Annotated in this window: 20 protein-coding genes and 1 pseudogene; 9 read left to right on the forward strand and 12 right to left on the reverse strand. The window is 61.6% G+C overall.

Going from position 1 to position 22,072, the window contains the following annotated elements; all coding sequences use genetic code 11:
• Position 1 precedes the first annotated feature (1 nt).
• From FF124_RS04865 to hemF, 3 genes are all read right to left on the reverse strand, one after another.
• Positions 2-184, reverse strand: a complete 183-nt coding sequence (locus FF124_RS04865; protein ID WP_138747350.1) for a DUF1059 domain-containing protein — start codon at positions 182-184, stop codon at positions 2-4.
• A 239-nt stretch (positions 185-423) separates the two neighbouring features.
• Positions 424-594 (reverse strand): hypothetical protein, encoded by a 171-nt coding sequence (locus FF124_RS20510; protein WP_187326810.1) that lies wholly within the window; start codon positions 592-594, stop codon positions 424-426.
• 124 nt (positions 595-718) lie between these two features.
• Entirely contained in the window at positions 719-1,630 is a 912-nt protein-coding gene (gene hemF / locus FF124_RS04870; protein WP_138747351.1) for an oxygen-dependent coproporphyrinogen oxidase, read from the reverse strand.
• Between the two features lie 108 nt (positions 1,631-1,738).
• Here hemF and FF124_RS04875 point away from each other — a divergent pair, with 108 nt between their 5' ends.
• Positions 1,739-1,984 (forward strand): hypothetical protein, encoded by a 246-nt coding sequence (locus FF124_RS04875; RefSeq protein WP_138747352.1) that lies wholly within the window; start codon positions 1,739-1,741, stop codon positions 1,982-1,984.
• Positions 1,985-1,990: 6 nt separating this feature from the next.
• Here the strand turns inward: FF124_RS04875 and FF124_RS04880 are convergent, their stop codons facing one another.
• Positions 1,991-2,461, reverse strand: coding sequence for a tRNA (cytidine(34)-2'-O)-methyltransferase (locus tag FF124_RS04880; protein WP_138747353.1), 471 nt, complete (start codon positions 2,459-2,461; stop codon positions 1,991-1,993).
• A gap of 48 nt (positions 2,462-2,509) precedes the next feature.
• Positions 2,510-3,892, reverse strand: a complete 1,383-nt coding sequence (locus FF124_RS04885) for an SLC13 family permease (RefSeq protein WP_138747354.1) — start codon at positions 3,890-3,892, stop codon at positions 2,510-2,512.
• A gap of 73 nt (positions 3,893-3,965) precedes the next feature.
• On the opposite strand from FF124_RS04885, the gene FF124_RS04890 reads away from it, so the two are divergent.
• Positions 3,966-4,787, forward strand: a complete 822-nt coding sequence (locus FF124_RS04890; protein ID WP_210237434.1) for an AraC family transcriptional regulator — start codon at positions 3,966-3,968, stop codon at positions 4,785-4,787.
• Here the strand turns inward: FF124_RS04890 and FF124_RS04895 are convergent.
• Positions 4,754-6,754, reverse strand: coding sequence for an FUSC family protein (locus FF124_RS04895; protein WP_187326811.1), 2,001 nt, complete (start codon positions 6,752-6,754; stop codon positions 4,754-4,756). The genes FF124_RS04890 and FF124_RS04895 overlap by 34 nt on opposite strands.
• A 424-nt stretch (positions 6,755-7,178) precedes the next feature.
• Between FF124_RS04895 and FF124_RS04900 the strand changes: the two genes are divergently transcribed.
• A complete protein-coding gene (locus FF124_RS04900; RefSeq protein WP_138747356.1) occupies positions 7,179-9,035 on the forward strand; it encodes an ABC transporter ATP-binding protein in 1,857 nt (618 codons plus the stop codon).
• A gap of 265 nt (positions 9,036-9,300) precedes the next feature.
• Here the strand turns inward: FF124_RS04900 and FF124_RS04905 are convergent.
• Positions 9,301-9,585, reverse strand: a pseudogene (locus FF124_RS04905) (GIY-YIG nuclease family protein).
• Positions 9,586-9,883: 298 nt separating this feature from the next.
• On the opposite strand from FF124_RS04905, the gene FF124_RS04910 reads away from it, so the two are divergent.
• The 5 genes from FF124_RS04910 to FF124_RS04930 all read left to right on the forward strand — a co-directional run bounded on the left by FF124_RS04910 (position 9,884) and on the right by FF124_RS04930 (position 15,378).
• Entirely contained in the window at positions 9,884-11,752 is a 1,869-nt protein-coding gene (locus FF124_RS04910; RefSeq protein WP_138747357.1) for an ABC transporter ATP-binding protein, read from the forward strand.
• Between the two features lie 227 nt (positions 11,753-11,979).
• The gene (gene petA, locus FF124_RS04915) at positions 11,980-12,558 is read left to right on the forward strand and encodes a ubiquinol-cytochrome c reductase iron-sulfur subunit (protein ID WP_138747358.1); all 579 of its coding nucleotides are present in this window, start codon (positions 11,980-11,982) and stop codon (positions 12,556-12,558) included.
• A gap of 16 nt (positions 12,559-12,574) precedes the next feature.
• On the forward strand, positions 12,575-13,852 hold the full coding sequence (locus FF124_RS04920; RefSeq protein ID WP_187326812.1) for a cytochrome b: 1,278 nt from the start codon (positions 12,575-12,577) through the stop codon (positions 13,850-13,852).
• A 23-nt stretch (positions 13,853-13,875) separates the two neighbouring features.
• Complete coding sequence (locus FF124_RS04925) at positions 13,876-14,733, forward strand: cytochrome c1 (RefSeq protein ID WP_138747360.1); 858 nt, start codon at positions 13,876-13,878, stop codon at positions 14,731-14,733.
• 105 nt (positions 14,734-14,838) lie between these two features.
• A complete protein-coding gene (locus FF124_RS04930) occupies positions 14,839-15,378 on the forward strand; it encodes an adenine phosphoribosyltransferase (RefSeq protein WP_138747361.1) in 540 nt (179 codons plus the stop codon).
• Between the two features lie 240 nt (positions 15,379-15,618).
• Here the strand turns inward: FF124_RS04930 and FF124_RS04935 are convergent, their stop codons facing one another.
• Together FF124_RS04935 and ychF are read right to left on the reverse strand one after the other, a co-directional pair.
• Complete coding sequence (locus FF124_RS04935; protein ID WP_138747362.1) at positions 15,619-16,110, reverse strand: glutathione peroxidase; 492 nt, start codon at positions 16,108-16,110, stop codon at positions 15,619-15,621.
• A gap of 125 nt (positions 16,111-16,235) precedes the next feature.
• Positions 16,236-17,339, reverse strand: a complete 1,104-nt coding sequence (gene ychF / locus FF124_RS04940; protein WP_138747363.1) for a redox-regulated ATPase YchF — start codon at positions 17,337-17,339, stop codon at positions 16,236-16,238.
• A 236-nt stretch (positions 17,340-17,575) separates the two neighbouring features.
• Between ychF and clpS the strand changes: the two genes are divergently transcribed.
• Positions 17,576-17,887 carry an ATP-dependent Clp protease adapter ClpS gene (gene clpS / locus FF124_RS04945; protein ID WP_138747364.1) on the forward strand — a complete coding sequence of 104 codons (312 nt, stop codon included), beginning with the start codon at positions 17,576-17,578 and terminating at the stop codon, positions 17,885-17,887.
• Between the two features lie 20 nt (positions 17,888-17,907).
• Here clpS and pth read toward each other — a convergent pair whose 3' ends face one another.
• The 3 genes from pth to FF124_RS04960 all read right to left on the reverse strand — a co-directional run bounded on the left by pth (position 17,908) and on the right by FF124_RS04960 (position 21,877).
• Positions 17,908-18,621: an aminoacyl-tRNA hydrolase gene (gene pth, locus FF124_RS04950; RefSeq protein WP_138747365.1), complete on the reverse strand. Its 714-nt coding sequence runs from the start codon at positions 18,619-18,621 to the stop codon at positions 17,908-17,910.
• Positions 18,622-18,696: 75 nt separating this feature from the next.
• The gene (locus tag FF124_RS04955; RefSeq protein WP_138747366.1) at positions 18,697-20,958 is read right to left on the reverse strand and encodes a putative bifunctional diguanylate cyclase/phosphodiesterase; all 2,262 of its coding nucleotides are present in this window, start codon (positions 20,956-20,958) and stop codon (positions 18,697-18,699) included.
• Between the two features lie 277 nt (positions 20,959-21,235).
• Positions 21,236-21,877 carry a 50S ribosomal protein L25/general stress protein Ctc gene (locus tag FF124_RS04960; protein WP_138747367.1) on the reverse strand — a complete coding sequence of 214 codons (642 nt, stop codon included), beginning with the start codon at positions 21,875-21,877 and terminating at the stop codon, positions 21,236-21,238.
• Between the last annotated feature and the right edge of the window lie 195 nt (positions 21,878-22,072).

The raw sequence follows: 22,072 nt of genomic DNA on the forward strand, positions 1-22,072 counted from the left end.
CTCAGGCCTTTTCCTCGTCCTTGATCCGCGCCTTGATGTTGTCGATCATGCTTTCGCGGATCGTGGTCTCGCCATGGGTCGTGCGCAGATGCTCGACGGAGCGGCGGACAACTTCGGCTTCGTCTTCTGCGCTGGTGTGCCAGGGGCAACCGGGCACGAGCGTTCCGCAATCAAAACGTTTCATGTTTTCCTCCTTTGTTTTCCGTCTTCAGGTCAAACGCCGGCAGGGATGATTTGTTCGCAATAAACCGGCGCGGGAGACGGCTTTTTTCAACTGGCTTTATCGCCAGAGACCGATTGCCGGCCCGGCGGCAGGACGCGCCGGGCGGTCGTGATCGGAGAAACCGGACCTGCCGACGCGGAAATGCTGTCCGCAGCCGGTCGAACAGAGCCTCGCCATGAGGGCGGGCCTGGTTTTGAACCTCAGTGCTGGGCCCAGGTTTCAAACACCGCAGAGGATTCGCACGGACGACCGTGCTGGTAAGCCATCTCGGCGGCGTATTTGCTGTCATCGGTGCCTGCGACCTTTTCGGGTCCGGGCTTGTAATCTTTCCGTGCAGCCTTGGATTCGGTGGTCTTGACTTTGTCTGCCATTTGCCCGCTCCTCTCGGACTGGTTTCAGGGGGGTAAAGTCTACTTCCGACTTGGTTAGTAGACCCCCTTTTTGCAATGCAAACAAGGCCGTTATTTGAATAAAAATTAACTATAACGATTTAGATTAAGGCCATCTTGTGACGGGCGGCAGTGACGACAGGATTGCCTCGATATTGCCGCCGGTTTTCAGCCCGAAAACGGTGCCTCTATCATAGAGCAGATTGAACTCCACATAGCGTCCGCGACGGATCAGCTGCTCGTCGCGGTCGGCTGATGTCCACTCATGGTTGAAATTGGAGCGCACCAGCCGCGGGTAGACAAGGTTGAAAGCGCGGCCGACATCCTGAACGAACCTGAAATCGGCATCCATGCCGCCCTTTTCGTCGGGCGAATGCTGCCAGTCGAAAAAGATGCCGCCCACTCCGCGCGGTTCCTTGCGGTGGGGCAGGTAGAAATAGTCATCGCACCATTTCTTCATCCTGTGGTAGTCGACGATGGCCTGGTGCCGGTTGCAGGCAATCTCCATGGCGCGGTGAAAGAGGATTGTGTCCGGGTCTTCCTGGCGGCGTCGCCGGCCGAGCACCGGTGTAAGGTCTGCGCCGCCGCCGAACCACCAGCTTCCGGTGACGATCATGCGCGTGTTCATGTGCACGGCCGGAACGTTCGGGTTGACGGGATGGGCGATCAGCGAGATGCCGCTTGCCCAGTAGCGTCCGTTCTCCTCCGCGCCCGGCATGTTCTTCGCCATCTCCTCGGAAAACTCGCCCTCGACCGTCGAGGTATGGACGCCGACCTTCTCGAACACGCGGCCGTGCATGACCGACATGCGACCGCCGCCCTCGCCGTTTTCACGGGTCCAGTCCTTGGCCTCGAACCGGCCGGGCTCTAGGTCGCTCAACGGCCCCGTCAGTTCCTTTTCCAGGGTCTCGAAGCTAGAACAGATCGTGTCGCGCAGGCTCTCGAACCAGGCCCGTGCCGTGCTTTTCCTGGCCTCGATATCCTCCGGCAGACCAACAGGCAGTTTCGGCCGTTCCATGTGATGCGCTCCGCTTGAAATGCATGCGCCCGGTTTGCCGGGCTTTTGATTTGACTCGCAAATTCGATGTGAAAACCTTATCTTCTTTACAAGGTGAAGGATAGCGGGATGCCCAATCTTCCAAAGCCGCCGTCCATGGACGGGCTGAAAAAGCGGATTAGGGAACACCGCCGCAATGACGGCGGGTTCGTGCGCGAGCGCTATTGCCTGTCGCGCGACGAGGCCCGCGCCAAGGCGCGCGAGTGGTTCGACAGCTACCCCAAGGCCGCCTACTGGACCGAGGTCGAAAGCTGGCGCGTCGTAAGCGGTGACCGGATCGAATTCACCATGCGCCGGCTGTCTTCCGCCGACTGAGCGAATTTACGAGAGATTGGCGAGCCCGCCTGTCTGCCGCAGCGCTTCCCCCGCCATCATGCCGACGGAGACGGCGAGATTGATCGAGCGCTCGCCCTTGACCATCGGGATGCGGACGCGATGGTCGGCGCTTTCGTGCACCAGGTCCGGAACGCCCGCGCTTTCGCGGCCGAACAGCAGGATGTCGTCTGCCTCAAACGAAAATGCGGTATAGGCGAGGCTCGCCTTGGTGGAGGCGAGCACCACGCGCCTGCCGCTTTCCTGCCGCCAGGCGTCGAAGGCCTCCCAGTCGACATGACGCGTCATCACCGCCTTGGCGATATAGTCCATGCCCGCCCGTTTCAGGTTCCTGTCGGACAGCGCAAAACCCGCCGGCTCGATGATGTCGACGGCCAGCCCGAGGCAGGCTGCAAGCCTGAGGATCGTGCCGGTATTGCCGGCGATATCCGGCTGGTAAAGGGCGATGCGCATGGTCATGGGCGCTCCATACGCTTTGATGCACCGCCGCTCAAGCCCCGGCGGCCGTCAGATGACGCCGAGGAGCCGCCACCAGAGGAAGTCGAGCGGTACGAGAATGAAGGCGGTGATCAGTGCCAGAGGAAACAGGATCTTCATCATGTTGCCGACCGGCTGTTCGGTGACCTGCATGCCGACCATCAGCGGCGCCGACTGATAGGGAAACAGGATGGTCGAGAAACCGATCACCTGCGTCATCAGCACGGCCGTCAGCGAAAGGCCGGTCAGCGCGGAGAGTTCCGAGGCCATCGGCGTCAGCACCGCCGGCACGCCCGACAGGATCGAGATGATGCCGACCACGAAGCCCATCAGTGAGAGTGACAGGAAATTGACGAAGTCGCGCCCGGGGCTGAGCGGCAGGACATGTTCCATGCCATGGGCAATGACGATGCCGAGACCGGTCGCGTTGACCACGGCGCCGACGGCGAGGAAGCCGGCGATGAACAGGAAGACGCCGAAATTGACGTTCTTGTCGAAGTCCTCCGGCCCCACGGGACCAAGGCCCGGCATCAAAAGCGCGATCGAGGCGCAGATGCCGATCCAGGCCGGGTTGATGCCGTGGAATGTATCCGTCATCCAGAAGGCGAGCGTGGCGACAAGCACCGCGATGACATACCACTGCCGCCAGACGAGCGGCGTGGCGAGCGCGCTTTCCTTCTCCTCGCTTGCGAGCGGACGGGGCGTGTCAGGGAAGAAACGCAGGATCAGGGCGATGATGATCAGGCCCTTGATCAGACCCAGGATCGGAAAATGCAGGGCCATGTACTGGGCGTAGGTAAGGTCGACGCCGTAGATCGTCTGCGCCGCGCCGGCGAGGACGAGATTGGGGATATTTGACGGCAGCAGGGCAAAGCCCGGCATATGGCAGGCGAACACCGTGGCGAGCGAAACCGCCGCCCGCCCGCTGGTGCCTTCGGAAAAACCGAGCTTTTCGGCAAGCGCCAGCGCGATCGGCCAGAGCAGGAAGAACCGTCCGAGCGAGGACGGCATGACGAAGACGAGGACGATGGCGACGGCGAAGATGCCGACGATCAGCAGGGTGAAACTGTGCGAGAGCCTGGCGGTGAGGGCCGAGCCGATGCGTTCGCTGAGCCCCGCCTTGCGCACGCCGGCGGCGATCAGAAAACCGGTGAATATCAGCCACATCGCAGAAGAGTGAAATCCGGAGAACACCACATCGGGCGGTGCCAGCCTCAGCAGCAGAGCCACGGCGATGAAGATCAGGCTGGCGAGATAGGCGGGCACCAGAGATGTCGCCCACAGGCTGAGCGTTACCAGCACGAGGCCGAGCGTGCGCGCCTGATCGTCTGTCATCATTGTCTGCGGATAAAGGGCGAGCACGAGCGCGAATGCGGCAAGGCCGGCGACGATGATCTTCTTGTATTTCAGCATGGAGTTCAATCAGCGGTGTTGGAAACTGGCAGTCGTCATATTAAGGGTAGGAAGATCATTACGGAACAGCTATATGATGCCAAACGATATCGAAATTACGCCATCCGTCATGCCGGAAGACGGGCCGGGCTGGATCATTGATGCCGAACGGCCGGTGACGGTGCGGGCGCAGCGCTGGCGGGCCGGCGAGGTTGGCCGCGCCGCCCATGCTCACCCGCGCGGCCAGCTCGTATGGGCGGAAGAGGGCATTCTCAGGGTGCATTCATGCGGCGCTCACTGGCTGGCGCCAACCAGCCATGCGGTCTGGATCCCCGGCGAAGTCGTCCATGCCGTGGTCATGGAAACCGATGTTTCGACCTGTTTCATCTATATCGACCCTTCGGTGACGGACCTTCGCGGCAGGCATTGCGAGGTGCTCTACATGACGCCGCTAATGCGCCAGCTTCTCCTCAGGTTCCGCGCGCTCGGCCTCTCGGGTAACAGGGACCGGCTTTCGCGGTTGTCCGGCGTCATCATCGACGAACTCGCCGTTCTGCCGACGGCGCCGCTCAGCCTGCCCGCGGGAAGCGACCCGCGCCTTGTGCGGGTGACGAACCGGCTTTTGGAGCAGCCCGACGACCGCGCCAAACTGGAGGAACTGGCGCGCTTTGCCGGTTCCGGCGCCCGGACGCTGGAGCGTCTCTTCAAGCGAGAAACGGGACTGAGCTTTTCCGAATGGCGCAACCGGCTGCGCCTGATGGAGGCCGTCAATCACCTCAGCCACGGCAAGAGCAGCGTCGAGATCGCCAGCCTGCTCGGCTATCGCAGCGCCAGCGCCTTTGTCGCCGCCTTCAGGCGCAATTTCGGCGTTCCGCCGCAATCCTATCTGAAGGCGGGTTCGGCCGATGGCGACTGAGCAGCCCTCCGTCCCGGACGTCGTTTGAGATAGGCTCGGATCCAGGCGATTTCGGCCTCGACATCGCCGAAGCGGTCATCCTTTTCGCGTCCGCCGGTTGCCGTCCCCGTCTGGATGCCGCCGGCGATGGCTGAGAGCGCCTGTTCAGCTCTGAGCGCGCGGTCCTGATCGGGCGGCGGATCCCCGAGCCTGCGGCCCTCGGCATAAACGGTGATGGCATCGGAAAGCCGTTCGGCACCGGCGACGGCGGGAAACCAGGCGGCCGCCTCGCGTCCGGCCGGCGGCGGCTCTGCTACGAGACGTCCGAGCACGGTGCGCAGGTCAGACAGCGCCCGCGAGGCGGAAAAGGCGCAATCGGTGAGCGTCTGACGCATCTTCGCAAGCCCGGCATCATCTTCGGGCTTCGCCGCGGTGGCCGCCGCAAGATAGGCCCCAACCTTCTCCATGGCTTGCGAGAACGCCTTTGCGAGGCTTTCCTCCTGCGAACGCGGCCAGATCAGGTAGCCGAACACGAGCGCGATGGCGGACCCTGCAAGCGTATCGGTGACGCGCTGGATGTCGTAGCTTGCGACCGGACCAGAGGCCACCATGTCGATCATCAGCAGGATGACGGGGGTCAGGAAGGTCACCATCACCGCGTAGCTTCGCAGGCCGGCAAAGGGAATGATGGCGCAAAGAAGCATGATGGCGGGAATGAAGGCGATGCCGCGCGGCAGAAGGGCGGCGACAGCAAGCGCTATGGCCACGCCGACGAGCGTGCCGAGGCTGCGGTGGATGGCGCGCAGGAAGACCGAGCCGAAATCCGGCTTGAGCACGATCGCCACGGTCATTGGCAGCCAGTAGGAATGATCGCCGGGGATCAAGCGGCCAACGGCGACGGCAAGCCCCATGCAAAGCGAAAGCTTCAGGGCGGAGATCACCACCTCTCGGCCAAGAACCAGTCGACGCGCGAGGCGCGTTGCAGGACTTGTCGAGAACACGGTTTCCTTCGCACCATTCGCCTGGCTGTCCTCGATCTGCTCCGGGCTTGCGGAGGAAGGCCACATGGCGGCGGCGAGGCGGTCTGCGATGCGCATGGCTTCGCCGGCTTCCTCTTCGGTTGCGCCCGCTTGCGGCGGTTCCTTCGCGCGCGTCATGTAGGCGCGGGCCAACGCATCGAGCTTCTGCGCCGCCGGCAGGAGCCGGGCGTCTCCGCGGGCGGCGACGATGGCCATGGATAGCTGATTGACCAGCGAAAGCACGGCCGCTGTCTTCAGCACGTAGCGGGTGCGGGCGCGCCCGTGGCTGCGCTTTTCGATCAGCGTCGCATAGGCGGTCTTCGTCGCATCCGCCAGCGCGCGGCGCGCGGTGATCATGCGCAGCCGGTTTTCATGCGTCGGCGTCTGGCCGACCGCCTGCGAGGCGCGGGCAAGGTCCGCTAGCATGCCGACAATATCGGACAGCATGCGCCGTTCGGGCCGGTCACGCTCGAACAGGGCGCCGATACCGAGCATCAGCGCCACAAATCCCGCGCCGGAGAGAAAACAGACAAACACCATCCATGACGGCACGGCCGATGGCGCATGGGCATTGACCACGGCCAGCACCAGCATGTTGAGCGCGCCGGTGGAAAAGGCCGCGCCATAACCGCTGATGAGGCCGGAGATCAGCCCGATCAGCATCAAAAGCGCGATCGTCGCCAGCCCATGGCCGCCGACCTCCGGCCCGATCAGGCAGCCGGTCGCGCCGATCAGCGCGGAAATCCCAAGCTGGCGGAACCGCTCGCGGTAAGGGTCGAGTCGCACGGTGACGGCAGCGAGGAAGCCGCCAAGCGCCATATAGAGCATCGGGCCCTGATGGCCAGTCAGTTCACCGATCAGCAGCGGCACGCCGGTGCCGAGTGACAGGCGAATCGCATGCCGCCACGGCCGGTAGGGCGTCGGCTTCAGCAGCGCGAGATTGTGAAGCCAGTCGTTTCTGCGCGACACCTGGTTCCTCTCCGAAGTCTGTTGCCCAGCCCTTCTAGCATGTCTTGCGCCAGGCAGCGCAAGGCTGCAATGCACCTGCAGAACGCTTCGGGCCGCGACCAAGCGTTGCCGAGAGGCAACATATTCGGGTGAAATGTCCTTTTTGCAGGCAATGTCTGTGGCCACGCCGAAGCGGAGGGGGTATAAGGCCTTCGTTTTCTCTAACTGGCGAAAGGAGCATGGCATGATGAACATCACTGGCTTTGTAATGCTCCGCGTTCCACCGCGCCTTTACGTGTGACCTTTCACACCTCCTTCTTCTTTCCTATTTAATCATCCGAATTAACGCGACCGCGCAGACCGGTCGCTGTTCCAGTCCCGGATCCGCCCATGCGGACATGTTGCGCCTTTGACAGGAACAACCGGGAGGCATTGGAGTCCGATCATGTTTCGCTGGTTTGAAAACCGCCTCAATCCCTATCCCGTGGAAGAGCCCACGGCGCCCCCCACGGGGCTGATTCCCTTCCTGTGGCACTATTCGAAGCCTGCCGCGCCCTATCTGGCGTTGATGGCCTTCATTGCGGCGCTGGTCGCCTTCGGGGAAGTCTATCTGTTCCGCTTCCTCGGCGATATCGTCGACTGGCTGTCGACGGCCAACCGCGAGACCTTCCTTGCGGACGAGGGCTGGCGGCTTGCCTTCATGGGCGCTTTGGTCCTGGTTCTGTTGCCCGGGCTGACGATCTTCTCCTCGCTGCTCATCCATCAGGTGCTTCTGGGCAACTTGCCGATGATCAGCCGCTGGCAGATGCATCGCTATGTGCTGCGCCACTCGATGAATTTCTTCGCCAATGAGTTTGCGGGCCGGGTCTCGCAGAAGGTCATGCAGACCTCGCTGGCGATCCGCGAGACGGTGATGAAGGCGCTGGACATGTTCGTCTACGTCATCACCTATTTCGTTTCGATGATCTTCATCGTCGCGGCGGCCGACAGGCGTCTCGTCATTCCGCTCCTGGTGTGGATCGTGGTTTATGCCGCGCTGCTCTGGTACTTCATTCCGCGTCTGCGCAAGATTTCGGCGGATCAGGCCGATGCGCGCTCGCTGATGACGGGCCGGGTGGTCGACAGCTACACCAATATCGCCACCGTCAAGCTGTTTTCGCACGCCGGCCGCGAGGAGCTGTTCGCGCGCGAGGGCATGGACGGCTTCCTGGAAACGGTCTACCGCCAGATGCGGCGGGTGACCCAGTTCCAGGCGCTGGTCTACATCAACAACGCGGTTGCGCTCTTCGCCGTGGCGGCGCTTGCAATCCGCTTCTGGCTGGAAAGCAGCATCACCGTCGGCGCGATTGCCCTGACCCTCGGTCTCGTCATGCGCATCGGCGGCATGTCGCAGTGGATCATGTGGGAGGTCACGGGCCTCTTCGAAAATATCGGCACGGTTTATGACGGCATGTCGATGATGGCGAAGAAGCACGAGCTGGTCGATGCCGATGACGCAAGGCCACTTGTCGTCAACAAGGGCGAGATCGTCTACGACGACATCTCCTTCCACTATGGCAAGGAGGGCGGCGTGATCTCCGGCCTGTCGCTGACCATCAGGCCTGGCGAAAAGGTCGGTCTGGTCGGCCGCTCCGGCGCCGGCAAGACGACGATGATGAACCTCCTGCTGCGCTTCTTCGATCTGGAAGGCGGCAGGATCACCATCGACGGCCAGGACGTCTCGAAGGTGACGCAGGACAGCCTGCGCTCGATGATCGGCGTGGTGACGCAAGATACCTCCCTGCTGCACCGTTCGATCCGCGACAACATCGCCTACAGCCGTCCGGGCGCGACCGACGAGGACGTGATTGCCGCGGCCAAGCGGGCGAACGCCTGGGACTTCATCGAGGGCCTTTCCGACATGCAGGGCCGCACCGGCCTTGACGCCCATGTCGGCGAGCGCGGGGTGAAGCTTTCCGGCGGTCAGCGCCAGCGCATCGCGATTGCCCGCGTGTTCCTGAAGGACGCGCCGATCCTGGTGCTGGACGAGGCGACCTCGGCGCTCGACTCCGAAGTCGAGGCGGCCATCCAGGAAAGCCTGTTCGGGCTGATGGAAGGCAAGACCGTGATCGCGATCGCCCACCGGCTTTCGACGCTGACCGAGATGGACCGCCTTGTCGTCCTCGACAGGGGCGAGATCATCGAGACGGGATCGCATCGCGAACTCGTCGAGACTGGCGGCGTCTATGCCGTTCTCTGGAAGCGCCAGTCCGGCGGTTTCCTTGCCGAAGACGACACGGTGGCCGGAGAGGCTGCTGAGTGAAAATGGACGGGCCCGCCGAAAGGTGGGCCCGTTTCGGCTTTGGGGCAGGTTTTGCGACGCTGTCTCTTGCCCGAGCCCGCAGGACAATGCTGGATGACGCAAGCGCTTTCCGTGTAGCCCTGGATCCCGGCTCAAGGCCGGGATGACGGAGGATCGGGAGAGAAAGCAACCAGACAGGCACGCTTTCTTTTTTCTCAGCCTCTCCTCTCCCGTCATCCCGGCCTTGAGCCGGGATCCAGGGCCATGCGGGGAAACCTCGCCGTGATCACAACAGATGGTCGGAAATGTCACGCCATTGGGGATTGCTCGTTTCGATCAGTTGCAGCTTCCATGCCCGGGGCCACTTCTTGATCGTTTTCTCGCTGCTGATTGCATCGGTCACGAGTTCATGCTCTTCGAACCAGACCAGCGTTTTGACGCCTTAACGCTGCGTGAAACCGGGCGTCAGGCCATGCTGATGCTCATCGAGGCGGCGCGCGAGGTCGCTGGTCACGCCGGTGTAGAGTGTGCCGTTCGGTTTGGAGGCGAGGATGTAGACATAGCCTTTCATGTCGGGATGTTCTGATGAGGAGTCCAAATAGGCAAGCGCTTTCCATGTGGCCCTGGATCCCGGCTCAAGGCCGGGATGACGGATAAGGTTGGTCGGTGAGTAAACGGATAACGCTCCTGTTCCTCTAATACCCTCTCCCGTCACCCCGGCCTTGAGGCGGGGTGCAGGTGCAGTGCGGGAAGACTTTGTTGCAGTTGAATCGGTCCCTGCCACGTGGAAAGGCGGCCAGGCTGTCCACTCTCTTTTGATCAAACGATAATTGGCGCGCCTGCCGAATCCCTGTATCTCTCTTCCCATCATGATATTTCAGCGCATTGCAGAATTGTTCGAGCGGTGGATTGATCCGCTGGCCGACCATACGCCTGAGCGGCCGCCGGAGAAGCTTGTACCGTTTCTCTGGTATTTCCTGCGTCAGGCGAAGTGGCCGTTCTTCGCCATGCTCATCGTCGGCGGTGGCGTGGCGATCATGGAATCGGCCGCCTTCTGGTTCATGGGCGTGCTGATCGACATTCTCGATGGCACCCCGCGTGAGGCGGGCTGGTCGGGGCTGATGGCCGAATATGGCTGGGTGCTGATCGGCATGGCCTTTGCCATGGTGGTCGTCCGCGTCGGGCTGACCACGCTGCAGATGTTGATCGAGGAACAGACGATCGTTCCCGGATTCAACAATCTGGTGCGCTGGCAGTCGTACCGCTATGTGGCGCGGCAATCGCTCGATTTCTTCCAGAACGATTTTGCCGGACGGATCGTCACCAAGGTGACGGCGGCCGGCCAGTCCATCGGCGACCTGATGTCGTCGCTCCTGCAGGTCGTCTGGTTCATGGCGATCTACGCGATCTCGACCATGGCGCTGGTTGCCGCCCTCGACTGGCGGCTTGCGGCGCTGATTGCGCTGTGGATCGCGATCTTCGCCGTCCTGGCGCGGTTTTTCGTGCCGCGCATCCGCGAAAACGCCCGGGAACTGGCGGAAGCCAATTCGATGATGTCGGGCCGGATGGTCGATTCGTTCTCGAATATCCTGACCCTCAAGCTTTTCGGCAGCGACGAGGGCAATGATGGCTATATGCGCGGCGGTTTCGAGCGGCTGATCGCGCGCGTTAAAGCCTTCACCCGGCTGATCACCGGGGTCAGGGCCTCTCTCAGCCTGTTATCGGGCGTGATGATCACGGCGATTGCAGCGCTTTCCGTGCATCTGTGGTTTTCAAGCGATATCTCCTCGGGCGATGTCGCCTTCACGCTCGGCCTGTCGCTTCGCCTTTCCATGCTGCTCGGCCGGCTGATGATGCAGCTAAACGGCATCATGCGGGCGATTGGCACCATCCAGAATTCCGCCGAACTGATCGCGCAGCCGATCGGCCTGGTCGACAAGCCGGACGCCGTGCCGCTCGTGCTGCGCAATCCGGCCATCCGCTTCGACAATGTCAGCTTCGGCTATGACGGCGGCAAGGGTGTGATCCGCGACTTTTCGCTTGATGTGCGCGCCGGCGAGAAGGTCGGCATTGTCGGGCGATCGGGCGCCGGAAAATCCACGCTCGTCAACCTGCTGTTGCGGTTTTATGATGTCGATGGCGGCCGTATCCTGATCGACGGCCAGAACATTGCCGATGTGACGCAGGAAAGCCTGCGGGCGGGGATCGGCATGGTCACCCAGGATACCGGCCTGCTGCATCGCCCGATCCGCGATAATATCCGTTTCGGCAATGAAGATGCCGGCGACGACATGTTGTGGGAGGCGGTCGAGCGGGCGGAAGCAGACAGTTTCATTGCCGATCTGGCCGATCTGCGCGGGCGCAAGGGACTGGACGCCTATGTCGGCGAGCGCGGGGTGAAGCTTTCCGGCGGCCAGCGCCAGCGCATCGCGATTTCGCGGGTGATGCTGAAGGACGCGCCGATCCTCGTACTCGACGAGGCGACCTCGGCGCTCGATTCGGAGGTCGAGGCCGCGATCCAGGCCAATCTGATGAAGCTGATGGAGGGCAAGACCGTGCTCGCCATCGCCCACCGCCTGTCGACAATCGCTGCACTGGACCGGCTGATCGTGATGGACAAGGGCCGGATCGTCGAGGAAGGCACCCATGAGGCGCTGATCGAAAAGGGCGGGCTCTACGCCTCGCTCTGGGCCCGACAGTCCGGTGGTTTCCTGCCCGAGCTCGACGACGGAGAGTAGGCGTTTTCCGGTTTCGCGGTTGCAGCACGGCAAGGGGGCGGGCCGGCCGTTTCCGCTCGGTTCATCGGCGATAACCATTGCCTGTGATTGAAATCGGTCAAACACTGGACATCCTGAATAATCATGCATAAAACTTGGCGATCATATGAACGTTGCCCAGGCGCTTTCGTTACGGCGAAGGAGGGACGTCACCGCAGGCAACGGCATCAGCTGATGGAGGGATAGCGGTGCAAGACGAGACTGTTTCGACGGATCATTCCGGCGAACCGACCCGGCGCGATTTTCTGTATCTGACAACCGGCGTGGCCGCTGCGGTGGGGGCGGCTGCGGTCGCCTGGCCGTTCATCGACCAGATGCGGCCGGATGCCTCGACGCTGGCCCTTTCGACCGTCGAAGTGGACGTTTCCAGCCTCGAGCCCGGAATGTCGCTGACGGTGAAGTGGCGCGGCAAGCCGGTTTTCATCCGCAACCGCACGGAGCGCGAGATCGAAGAGGCAAAGGAGGTGCCGCTCTCCGATCTCAAGGATCCGGAAGCGCGCAACGAGAACCTGCCGGCCGGATCTCCGGCGACGGACGTCGACCGGTCTGCGGGCGAATCCAAGGAAAACTGGATCGTGATGATCGGGTCATGCACCCATCTCGGCTGTATTCCGCTCGGCCAGGCCGGCGATTTCGGCGGGTGGTTCTGTCCCTGCCATGGTTCGCACTACGACACAGCGGGCCGCATTCGCAAGGGCCCCGCGCCGCAGAACCTTGCCATTCCGCTATACGAATTTACGTCCGACACTGTGATCAGGATCGGTTGAGGGGAGAGACTGAATCATGAGTGGACACTCGAGCTATGTGCCGAAGAATGGCGTGTCGAAATGGGTGGATGCGCGACTGCCGCTGCCCCGCATGCTTTATGACAGCTTCGTTTCCTATCCCGTACCGCGCAATCTGAACTACGCCTATACGTTCGGCGCCATGCTTTCGGTCATGCTGCTGGTGCAGATCGTGACCGGCATCGTGCTGGCCATGCACTATACGTCTTCCACTTCCGCCGCCTTCCTGTCGGTCGAGAAGATCATGCGGGATGTGAATTACGGCTGGATGCTGCGCTACATGCATGCAAACGGCGCGTCGTTCTTCTTCATCGCCGTCTATCTGCATATCGCCCGCGGGCTTTACTACGGTTCCTACAAGGCGCCGCGCGAAATCCTCTGGATGCTTGGCGTGGTCATCTACCTGTTGATGATGGCGACCGGCTTCATGGGCTATGTGCTTCCCTGGGGACAGATGTCGTTCTGGGGCGCAACGGTGATCACCGGCTTCTTCACCGCCTTTCCGCTGGTCGGCGACTGGGTCCAGCAGCTCCTCCTCGGCGGCTTTGCCGTCGGCGAGCCGACACTGCAGCGCTTCTTTGCGCTGCACTATCTGCTGCCCTTCATGATTGCCGGCGTCGTGGTTCTGCACATCTGGGCGCTGCATGTGACCGGGCAGACCAACCCGACGGGGGTCGAGGTCAAGCAGAAGAGCGACACCGTGCCCTTCACGCCCTATGCGACGCTGAAGGACGCCTTCGGGGTGACGATCTTCCTGATCGCCTATGTCTGGTTCATCTTCTACATGCCGAACTTCCTCGGCCATCCGGACAACTACATTCCGGCCGATTCGATGAAGACGCCGGCCCATATCGTGCCGGAATGGTATTACCTGCCCTTCTACGCGATGCTGAGGGCGATCACCTTCGACATCGGACCGATCGATTCGAAGCTCGGCGGCGTGCTGGTGATGTTCGGTTCGATCATCATCCTGTTCTTCCTGCCCTGGCTGGATACGTCCAAGGTCCGTTCGGCCGCCTACCGGCCCTGGTTCAAACTGTTCTTCTGGCTGTTCGTCGCCAATGCGGTGATGCTCGGCTGGCTGGGCTCTCAGCCCGCCGAAGGCACGTTCGTGGTCATGTCGCAGCTTGGAACGCTTTATTATTTCGGATTTTTCCTGGTGATCATGCCGGTTCTGGGACTGATCGAAACACCGAGCCGGGTACCGAATTCGATCACCGAAGCGGTTCTCGAGAAGGAGGCCCTTCGCAAGAAGCCGGCCGAGAGCAACGGTTGATGCGTGGCGAGAGGGGAAAAACCATGAAAAAGCTTATCGCCACGGTTCTGTTTTCGGCGCTTCTTTCGCCCTTCTGTCTTTCCGCTGCCGTCGCAGCGGAAGAGGGGGAGGGCGGTGGTACGCCGCATTATCCGCTGGAACATCCTGAGGAGATGGACTGGAGTTTCGCCGGTCCTCTCGGCACCTATGATCGCGGCCAGCTGCAGCGCGGGCTGAAGGTCTACAAACAAGTCTGCTCGGCCTGTCACTCGCTCGATCTGGTGGCGTTCCGCACGCTTTCCGACCTTGGCTATTCGGAGGAACAGGTGAAGGCCTTCGCCGCCGAATACGAGATCGAGGCCGGTCCCGACAATGACGGCAACATGTATATGCGGCCGGGCATTCCGTCGGACTATTTCCCGGCGCCGTTCGAAAATCCCGAACAGGCTGCGGCGTCCAACAATGGCGCGGCCCCGCCGGATCTGTCGCTGATGGCGAAAGCCCGCGGCATAACGCGCGGCTTCCCGACTTTCGTCTTCGACATCTTCACCCAGTATCAGGAAGGCGGGCCGGATTATATCCACGCGCTGCTTACCGGTTATGAAGAGCCGCCGGAAGGCGTCGAGATCCCGGCGGGCACATACTACAATCCCTATTTCGCCAACGCCGCCTCGCTCGCCATGGCGCCGCCGCTTTCCGACGGGATCGTCTCTTATGACGACGGTGCGCCGGAGACGGTAGACCAGTATTCGCGCGATATCGCCGCCTTCCTGATGTGGACGGCGGAACCGAAGCTCGAAGACCGAAAGCAGACCGGCCTCGTGGTCATGGTCTTCCTCGTGATTCTGGCGGTTCTGGTTTTCCTCACGAAAAAATCGGTCTATGCCCGTAAGCACGATTGATTTTTCACCTCGGGACGTGAACAAGGAAAGGCGGCCGAGGCCGCCTTTTTAGTGGGCGACCCGGGCGTATGCCTGGAATGAAGACCAAATGAAGGACGTCAAGAGATGAGTGCCAATCCTGAATTGCTCAATGCCATTCGCTCGATTCCGGATTATCCGAAGCCTGGCATCATCTTCCGCGACATCACCACGCTTCTGGGCGATGCGCGCGCCTTTCGTCGCGCCGTCGATGAACTGGTGCAGCCCTATGTCGGCATGAAGATCGACAAGATCGCCGGCATCGAGGCGCGCGGCTTTATTCTGGGCGGCGCATTGGCGCACCAGTTGTCCGCCGGCTTCGTGCCGATCCGCAAAAAGGGCAAGTTGCCCGACAAGACCGTCTCCATGACCTATTCGCTTGAATATGGCGAGGACGAGATGGAAATGCATGTCGACGCCGTCAAGCCGGGCGAGAAGGTCATTCTGGTCGACGACCTGATCGCCACCGGCGGCACGGCGGAAGGCGCGGTCAAGCTCTTGAGACAGATCGGCGCCGAGATCGTCTCGGCCTGTTTCATCATCGACCTGAAGGACCTGCCCGGCCGCAAGAAGCTCGAGGCCATGGGCGTCGAAGTTCGCTCGCTGGTGCAGTATGAGGGCCATTGAGGCCTCAGACTGCTGACGAACCCTTGAAAATGCAAGCTGATACCGGCGTAGGCCTTCCCAAGGGAGTCATGCTCGGACTTGATCCGAGCATCCTGGCGACTTGAGCCATTGAGTTGACAAAGACTTGTTGCGAGTTCTTGCCAGGCGGCCTGGATTCTCGGATCAAGTCCGAGCATGACGCCGAGTGTGAGGATAAATTTGTCAACACGCTGAGGCCATAGAGGCCTTCCTCCTGGAGCATTACTCTGCGCCAACAGCCAGCGCGTCGTTGATGTCGTCCTGAAGGTCCTCGGGCTTGATGGTTGGCGCGAACCGCCTGATCGGCTCGCCATCGCGGCCGACCAGGAATTTGGTGAAGTTCCACTTGATGATGCCGGAGCCGAGAAAGCCCGGTCGCTCCTTCTTCAGATATTTGAACAGCGGGTGGGCGTCGTCGCCGTTGACGTCAACCTTGGCGAACATCGGAAAGTCGATGTCGTACTGGGTCTTGCAGAAATAGTCGATTTCGTCCTCGTCCCCCGGCTCCTGCCCGCCGAACTGGTTGCAGGGAAAGCCGAGCACGGCAAAGGCCTGCTCGCGATATTTCCGGTAAAGGTCCTCCAGCCCCTCATATTGCGGCGTGAAACCGCACTGGCTCGCCGTGTTGACGATCAGGAGCACATGGCCCTTGTACCGGGAAAGATCGACGGTCGTGCCGTCGATGCTCTTGGCTGAGAAATCGTAGATGGTCATGTGCTGTTCGCCCGGCTGTTGCTATCGTTGAAGATAGGTGGGGCAGGGGAGCGCGCTCTTCAAGCAAAAAAGAAAGGCCGGTTCGCGAGCGACCGACCTTACCGATGGACTTGATGTCTTTTCGCCTACGTATTGAACCGGAAGTGGATGACGTCACCGTCCTGGACCACATATTCCTTGCCTTCGTCGCGGGCCTTGCCGGCTTCCTTGGCGCCGGTCTCGCCCTTGTAGGCGATGAAGTCGTCATAGGCGATGGTGAAGGCGCGGATGAAGCCGCGTTCGAAATCGGTATGGATCACGCCGGCCGCCGCAGGCGCCTTGGTGCCGCGGCGGATGGTCCAGGCGCGCGTCTCCTTCGGGCCGACGGTGAAATAGGTGATCAGGTCCAGAAGCTCGTAGCCGGCGCGGATCAGCCGGTCGAGGCCCGCTTCCTCAAGACCCATTTCGGAGAGGAACATTTCCGCTTCCTCGGCATCGAGCTGGGCGACTTCCGCCTCGATCGCCGCCGAGATGATGACCGTGCCGGCGGACTGCTCGGCGGCCATGGCCGCGACCTTTTCGGTCTCGGCATTGCCCTTCGATGCATCGCCCTCGGCGACATTGCAGACGTAAAGCACCGGCTTCGAGGTCAGAAGATTCAGGCCCTTGAGGATCTTGATGTCTTCCGGATCAAGCTCATTCAAGAGCGAGCGCACCGGCTTGCCGTCCTGAAGCAGTTTCAGCGAGGCTTCCATGACCGGCAGCAGGGTCTGCGCCTCCTTGTCCTTGCCGGTCGCGCGCTTGCGGGTCTGGTCGACGCGGCGCTCCAGGCTCTCCAGGTCGGCGAGCATCAGTTCGGTTTCGATCGTGTCGGCATCGGCCACCGGGTCGATCCGCCCCTCGACATGGGTGATGTCGTCATCCTCGAAGCAGCGCAGCACATGCACCACAGCGTCGACCTCGCGGATATTGGCGAGGAACTGGTTGCCGAGACCCTCGCCCTTGGAGGCGCCGCGCACCAGGCCCGCAATGTCGACGAAGGAGATGCGGGTCGGGATGATTTCCTTCGATCCGGCGATCCCGGCAAGTTCTGCCATGCGCGGGTCCGGCACGGCGACCTCGCCGGTATTGGGCTCGATCGTGCAGAAGGGATAATTAGCGGCCTGAGCTGCGGCGGTCTTGGTCAGCGCGTTGAAGAGGGTCGACTTGCCGACATTGGGCAGGCCGACAATTCCGCATTTGAAGCCCATGGGGATATCCTGCTTAAAAATTCGTTTCCTGGCCCGTGGCTATGGGCGATGAAGGCGTCTGAGGTCAAGGCCTCATCGCCAATGAGCGGCTTTTCTGGCGGGCGCTCTTGCGAAAAACGGGCCGAGGGCGCAAAATAGGCCTATTGCGGTTTGTCAGTTTCTGACGCAAACAGTGCGCCTTGCGCCGGCCGCGCATTCTTCATTTTCGAACGCTGAAAAGAAGGGACGGGTCGGCCATGAGCGACACGGGCTCGGATACGAAACGCAAGACATCGACCAGGCTGAAGGTGGCGAAGCCGCGCCTTTACAAGGTCATCCTCGTGAATGACGACTTCACCCCGCGCGAATTCGTGCTGGTCATCCTCAAGGCCGTCTTCCGCATGAGCGAGGAGCAGGGTTACAACGTGATGATGACCGCCCACCAGAAAGGCAAATGCGTCGTCGCGGTCTATAGCCGCGACATTGCCGAGACCAAGGCCCAGGAAGCGATCGATCTGGCGAAGCAGGCGGGCTTCCCGCTGATGTTCATCACCGAGCCGGAGAACTGAGCCGCCGGCGACTTGCCGGGTCAGTCCTTCTTCTGTCCGAACATCTTTTTCAGCATGTCCGCCATCGGGCCGCTTTCGGGCATTTTCTGCTGTCCGCGCTGGCGCGCCTTGTGGATGTGGGACTGGGCCTTGGGCTTGGTCGCAGGCTTCGGCGCGGGGTTTCCTGTGCCTCCGCCGGTGATCGCGATCTTGTTCATGAACTGCGAATCCTCGCCGCGCACCAGAAGTTCTGCGTTTTTGGCAATCCCTTCGAGAAGCGGCTCCAGCCACGCGCTGTCCGCCTTGGCGAAATTGCCGAGCACATGGCCGTGGACGCGGGCCTTGTCGCCTGGATGGCCGATCCCGAGGCGCAGGCGCCGGTAGTCCTTGCCGCAATGGGCGTCGATCGACTTGATGCCGTTATGCCCGCCCGAGCCGCCCCCGGTCTTGATCCTGGCCTTGCCGGGCATCAGGTCCAGTTCGTCGTAGATCACCAGAAGGTCGGCGACGGAAAGCTTGTAGAAGCGCAGCGCCTCGCCGACGCTCTCGCCGGACAGGTTCATGAAGGTCTGCGGCTTGATCAGCAACACCTTTTCGCCGGCAAGACTGCCCTCCGAAATCAGCCCCTTGAACTTTGCGGACCAGGGCGAGAACCCGTTCTTTTCGGCGATCGCATCAACGGCCATGAAGCCGATATTGTGGCGGTTGGCGGCATATTGCCCGCCCGGATTGCCGAGACCCGCGATGATGAACATGATCTGCCGTCCTTTTCGAAAATCGGCCCTGTTCCAACGTGTTTGCGTGCCGATGTCAATATGCGTGCGGAAGGCTCAGACGCGCTTTAGCGCCTCTTCGAGCGGAAGCGGTCGCGAGAACAGATAGCCCTGGCCATAGGCCACGCCGATGGCGCGCACCTGCTCGGCCTGCAGCGCGTCCTCCACCCCTTCGGCGACCATGGTGCAGTCCATGTTGCGGGCGATCGCGACGATGCCTTCGATCAGCCTGCGGCTGCGGGCGGCAAGGGCCGGATCGGCGTTGGTGAGCCCCTTGGTAAAGGTTTGGTCGATCTTGATCGTGTCCACATGGAAACGTGTGAGATAGGCAAGCGAGGAGTAGCCGGTACCGAAGTCATCTAGCGCGATCCTGCAACCCATCTCCTTCAGCATGCGCAGGCTGTCGGAGATCCGCTGGTTGTCCTCCATGAAGACGGCCTCGGTGATTTCGACGGTCAGGCGGTTGGCATTAATACCGTATGCTTTGAGCTCGTCGGCCATGAAGGCGACCTTCTCGGGCGTCATTTGCACCGGAGACAGGTTGACGGCGATGTGGAGCCGGTCGTCGCCGCGCGCTCGGCTGAGGGCGCAAAGCCCTGACAAGGCCTTGGAAAACAATTGCCGGCCGGCGTGATTGATCCATTTCGTCTCTTCGGCCACGGCAATGAATTCGCCGGGCGGGATCAGTCCCTTCTCGGGATGGTTCAGCCGCATCAGCGCCTCGAAGCCGATGATCTGGCCGCTTCGAAGACAGGTGATCGGCTGGAAGCTCGGTTCGAACAGGTTCTCCTCTATGCCGCGCAGGATGTCGGCTTCCGTTTCCGTCCGCTTCTTCCTGCTTGCAAGCATTTGCGGCTCGAATTGCCTTATGCCGTTGCCGCCTTCCGCCTTGCGCGAGGTTGCAGCGATGGCAGCGAAACGGATGAGGTCCTCGTTGTCGGCCGCATCATCCGGAAAACAGGCAATGCCGATACTGACCGTCACGGAAATGGCGGCCGGACCGATCTGGAATGGCTCGGCGGTGGCGCGCAGAAGCGTGCGGGCGATCGACCACGCCGCCGCCCTCGCATCCGTTCCGGCCACCGCAACCGCGAATTCATCGCCGCCGAGACGGGCGGAAATTGAAGCCTTGCTCAGCGCAGGTCCGCAGCGCTTGACGAAGGCACGCAGCAACTCCTCGGCGGCTGCGTAACCGTGGTGATCGCCGACAGCCTTGAAGCGGTCGAGATCGACGACCATGCAGGCGGTCCGGCTATCGGATCCGGCGTCGGCGATAAGATCAGCCAGCATTTTCTCAAAGCCGACCCGGTTTACGAGGCCGGTCAGATAGTCGGAAAATTCGGCCGCGATTTCCCCTCCGGCCCTGCCGGTCATTTCGGAAATATCCTGGATCAGCACAAGCGTGAACGCTTCCCCTTCCGGGGTGAAGACGGCGGTCGCTGCAAACCAGATATCGGAAACCGTGCCGTCGGCGAGCAGGAACCGAAGCGTTCCTCTCTGGGGTCTCTGCTCCTGGCGCATGTCCGCGAGGCGCTTGCCGATCATTTCCCGATCCGGGTCGGCGATGAGTTCAGCAACGTCCTTGCCGATCACCTCGTCGCGGCGATAGCCGCTCTTTGCGAGCCAGGCCTTGCTCACATCGACCAGTTGCCCCTCGTCGGAGATGAGGCTGGCCATCTGGGTTTCGCTCTCGAAGAGGTGGCCGAACGATTGAGATGTGTCCTGCGGCGTCGACCATGTGCTGCCTTGTCGCGACCTGTCGTTGGCGTTTCCCGGAGCGCTTTCCGGCTCTGCCTCCGGTTGCGCGGCGCCCGGCACCAGCGAGCGGCGAAGCCGCCAGATGCCCCACAGCGGAAAGCCGACGGCCAGCAGCGCTGCCAGAGACATCAACCAGAATCCGATGCCGTTTTCCGTCTTGTTTGCAAAATGGATACGGAAACGGCCGATCTGTTCGGCGCCGTCATCAAAGCCTGCGACAAGCGGACGGGTGAGGGATGCAAGGCGCGCGTCAAGCCGTCCGTCTTCCAGCGTCAGGTCGAGCGAACCTGCCCGATCGCTGATCACGAGCTTCTCGATTTCCGGCGTATTCTCGAGCGCGGTTGCAATTGTCTCGATCGTCGCATGGTCGGCGGCAACTATGGAAACGGCCGGCGCCGGCGCGCTGATCTCGGCAAGCTGGGCAATATGGCGGGTGACCCGCAGACGGTCCGTCTCGATGTTCCAAAGCGAATAAAGGGATACCGCCAGCAAGACCAAGCCGGAAAGGCAGGCGCCGGAAAGGGCGATCAGAAGGTCTTTGTGGGAGCGCAGTCTGACCATGTCTATGTACGTGGTCCCTTCTCCACGCTCAGTTTCGCTACTGTGAATGATCCCGCCAGGGTCGTGGAGAAGCGTAAGTTTCGGCTTTCGAATAGCATGCCCTCTTTTTAGCGGAGCTGCAATAAGAAACCCCTAACGAACCGGGTTCGGTGAACGGAATTGAACAGCAAGCGGCCGTTGATATTCCGCTCTGCAACTTCCGCTGGCCTTGTTGCAAACAACAAAGCCGCGGACAAATCCGCGGCTTCGGTATCTTTTGGCTTGGCCTGCCGGAAGCTTATTCTTCCGAAGCCTCGCCCTCGGTCTCGGCTGCCTCTTCCGCCTCGGCTTCGTCCTGTTCGGACTTCAGGCCGGCCGGCGCTGCAATCGTTGCGATGGTGAAGTCGCGGTCGGTGATGACCGGGGTAACCTTCGCGGGCAGGTCAACGGCGGAGATGTGGATCGACTCGCCGACATTGACGGACGAAAGATCAACCGTGATGCTGTCGGGGATGGCGTTTGCCGGGCAGTGGAACTCGACCTCGTGACGGACGATGTTCAGGACGCCGCCCTTCTTGATGCCGGGGCACTTGTCTTCATTGATGAAGTGAACCGGAACGGCAACGGTGACGGTGCTCTTTTCGGAGATCCGCAGGAAGTCGACATGCATGACGAAGTCGCGGACCGGGTCGAGCTGGTAGTCCTTCGGCAGGACCATGTACTTGTCCTTGCCGACTTCGATCGTGAAGGTCGTGGTCATGAAGCCACCGTCGAAGATGCGCTTGGTCACTTCCTTGCGGGAGACCGCGATCGATACCGGGGCTTTCTTGTCGCCGTAGATGACGGCGGGCACCAGACCGTTGCGGCGCAGTTCGCGGGAGGACCCCTTACCGACCCGTTCGCGCGCTTCGGCCGTGAGCAGAGAGCTTTTGTCGCTCATGGCATTTCCTTTCAGGTTATATGGAGCGTTGTGCCGGCAGCCTTTCTGCCGCCAAAACGGAGGGACAAACCCTCATTCGCGCTGCCTCCAAGGGTGTCTGCGCGAACGCGCTGGCTATATAGGAGGTGTCGCCAAAAGGCAAGTGCGGAGCGCGCCGGACCGAAGATTGGGCGCATGGGCTCGCTTTGGCCGGCG

The organism is Martelella lutilitoris, from assembly GCF_005924265.1.
GTDB classification, from domain to species: Bacteria; Pseudomonadota; Alphaproteobacteria; order Rhizobiales; family Rhizobiaceae; genus Martelella; species Martelella lutilitoris.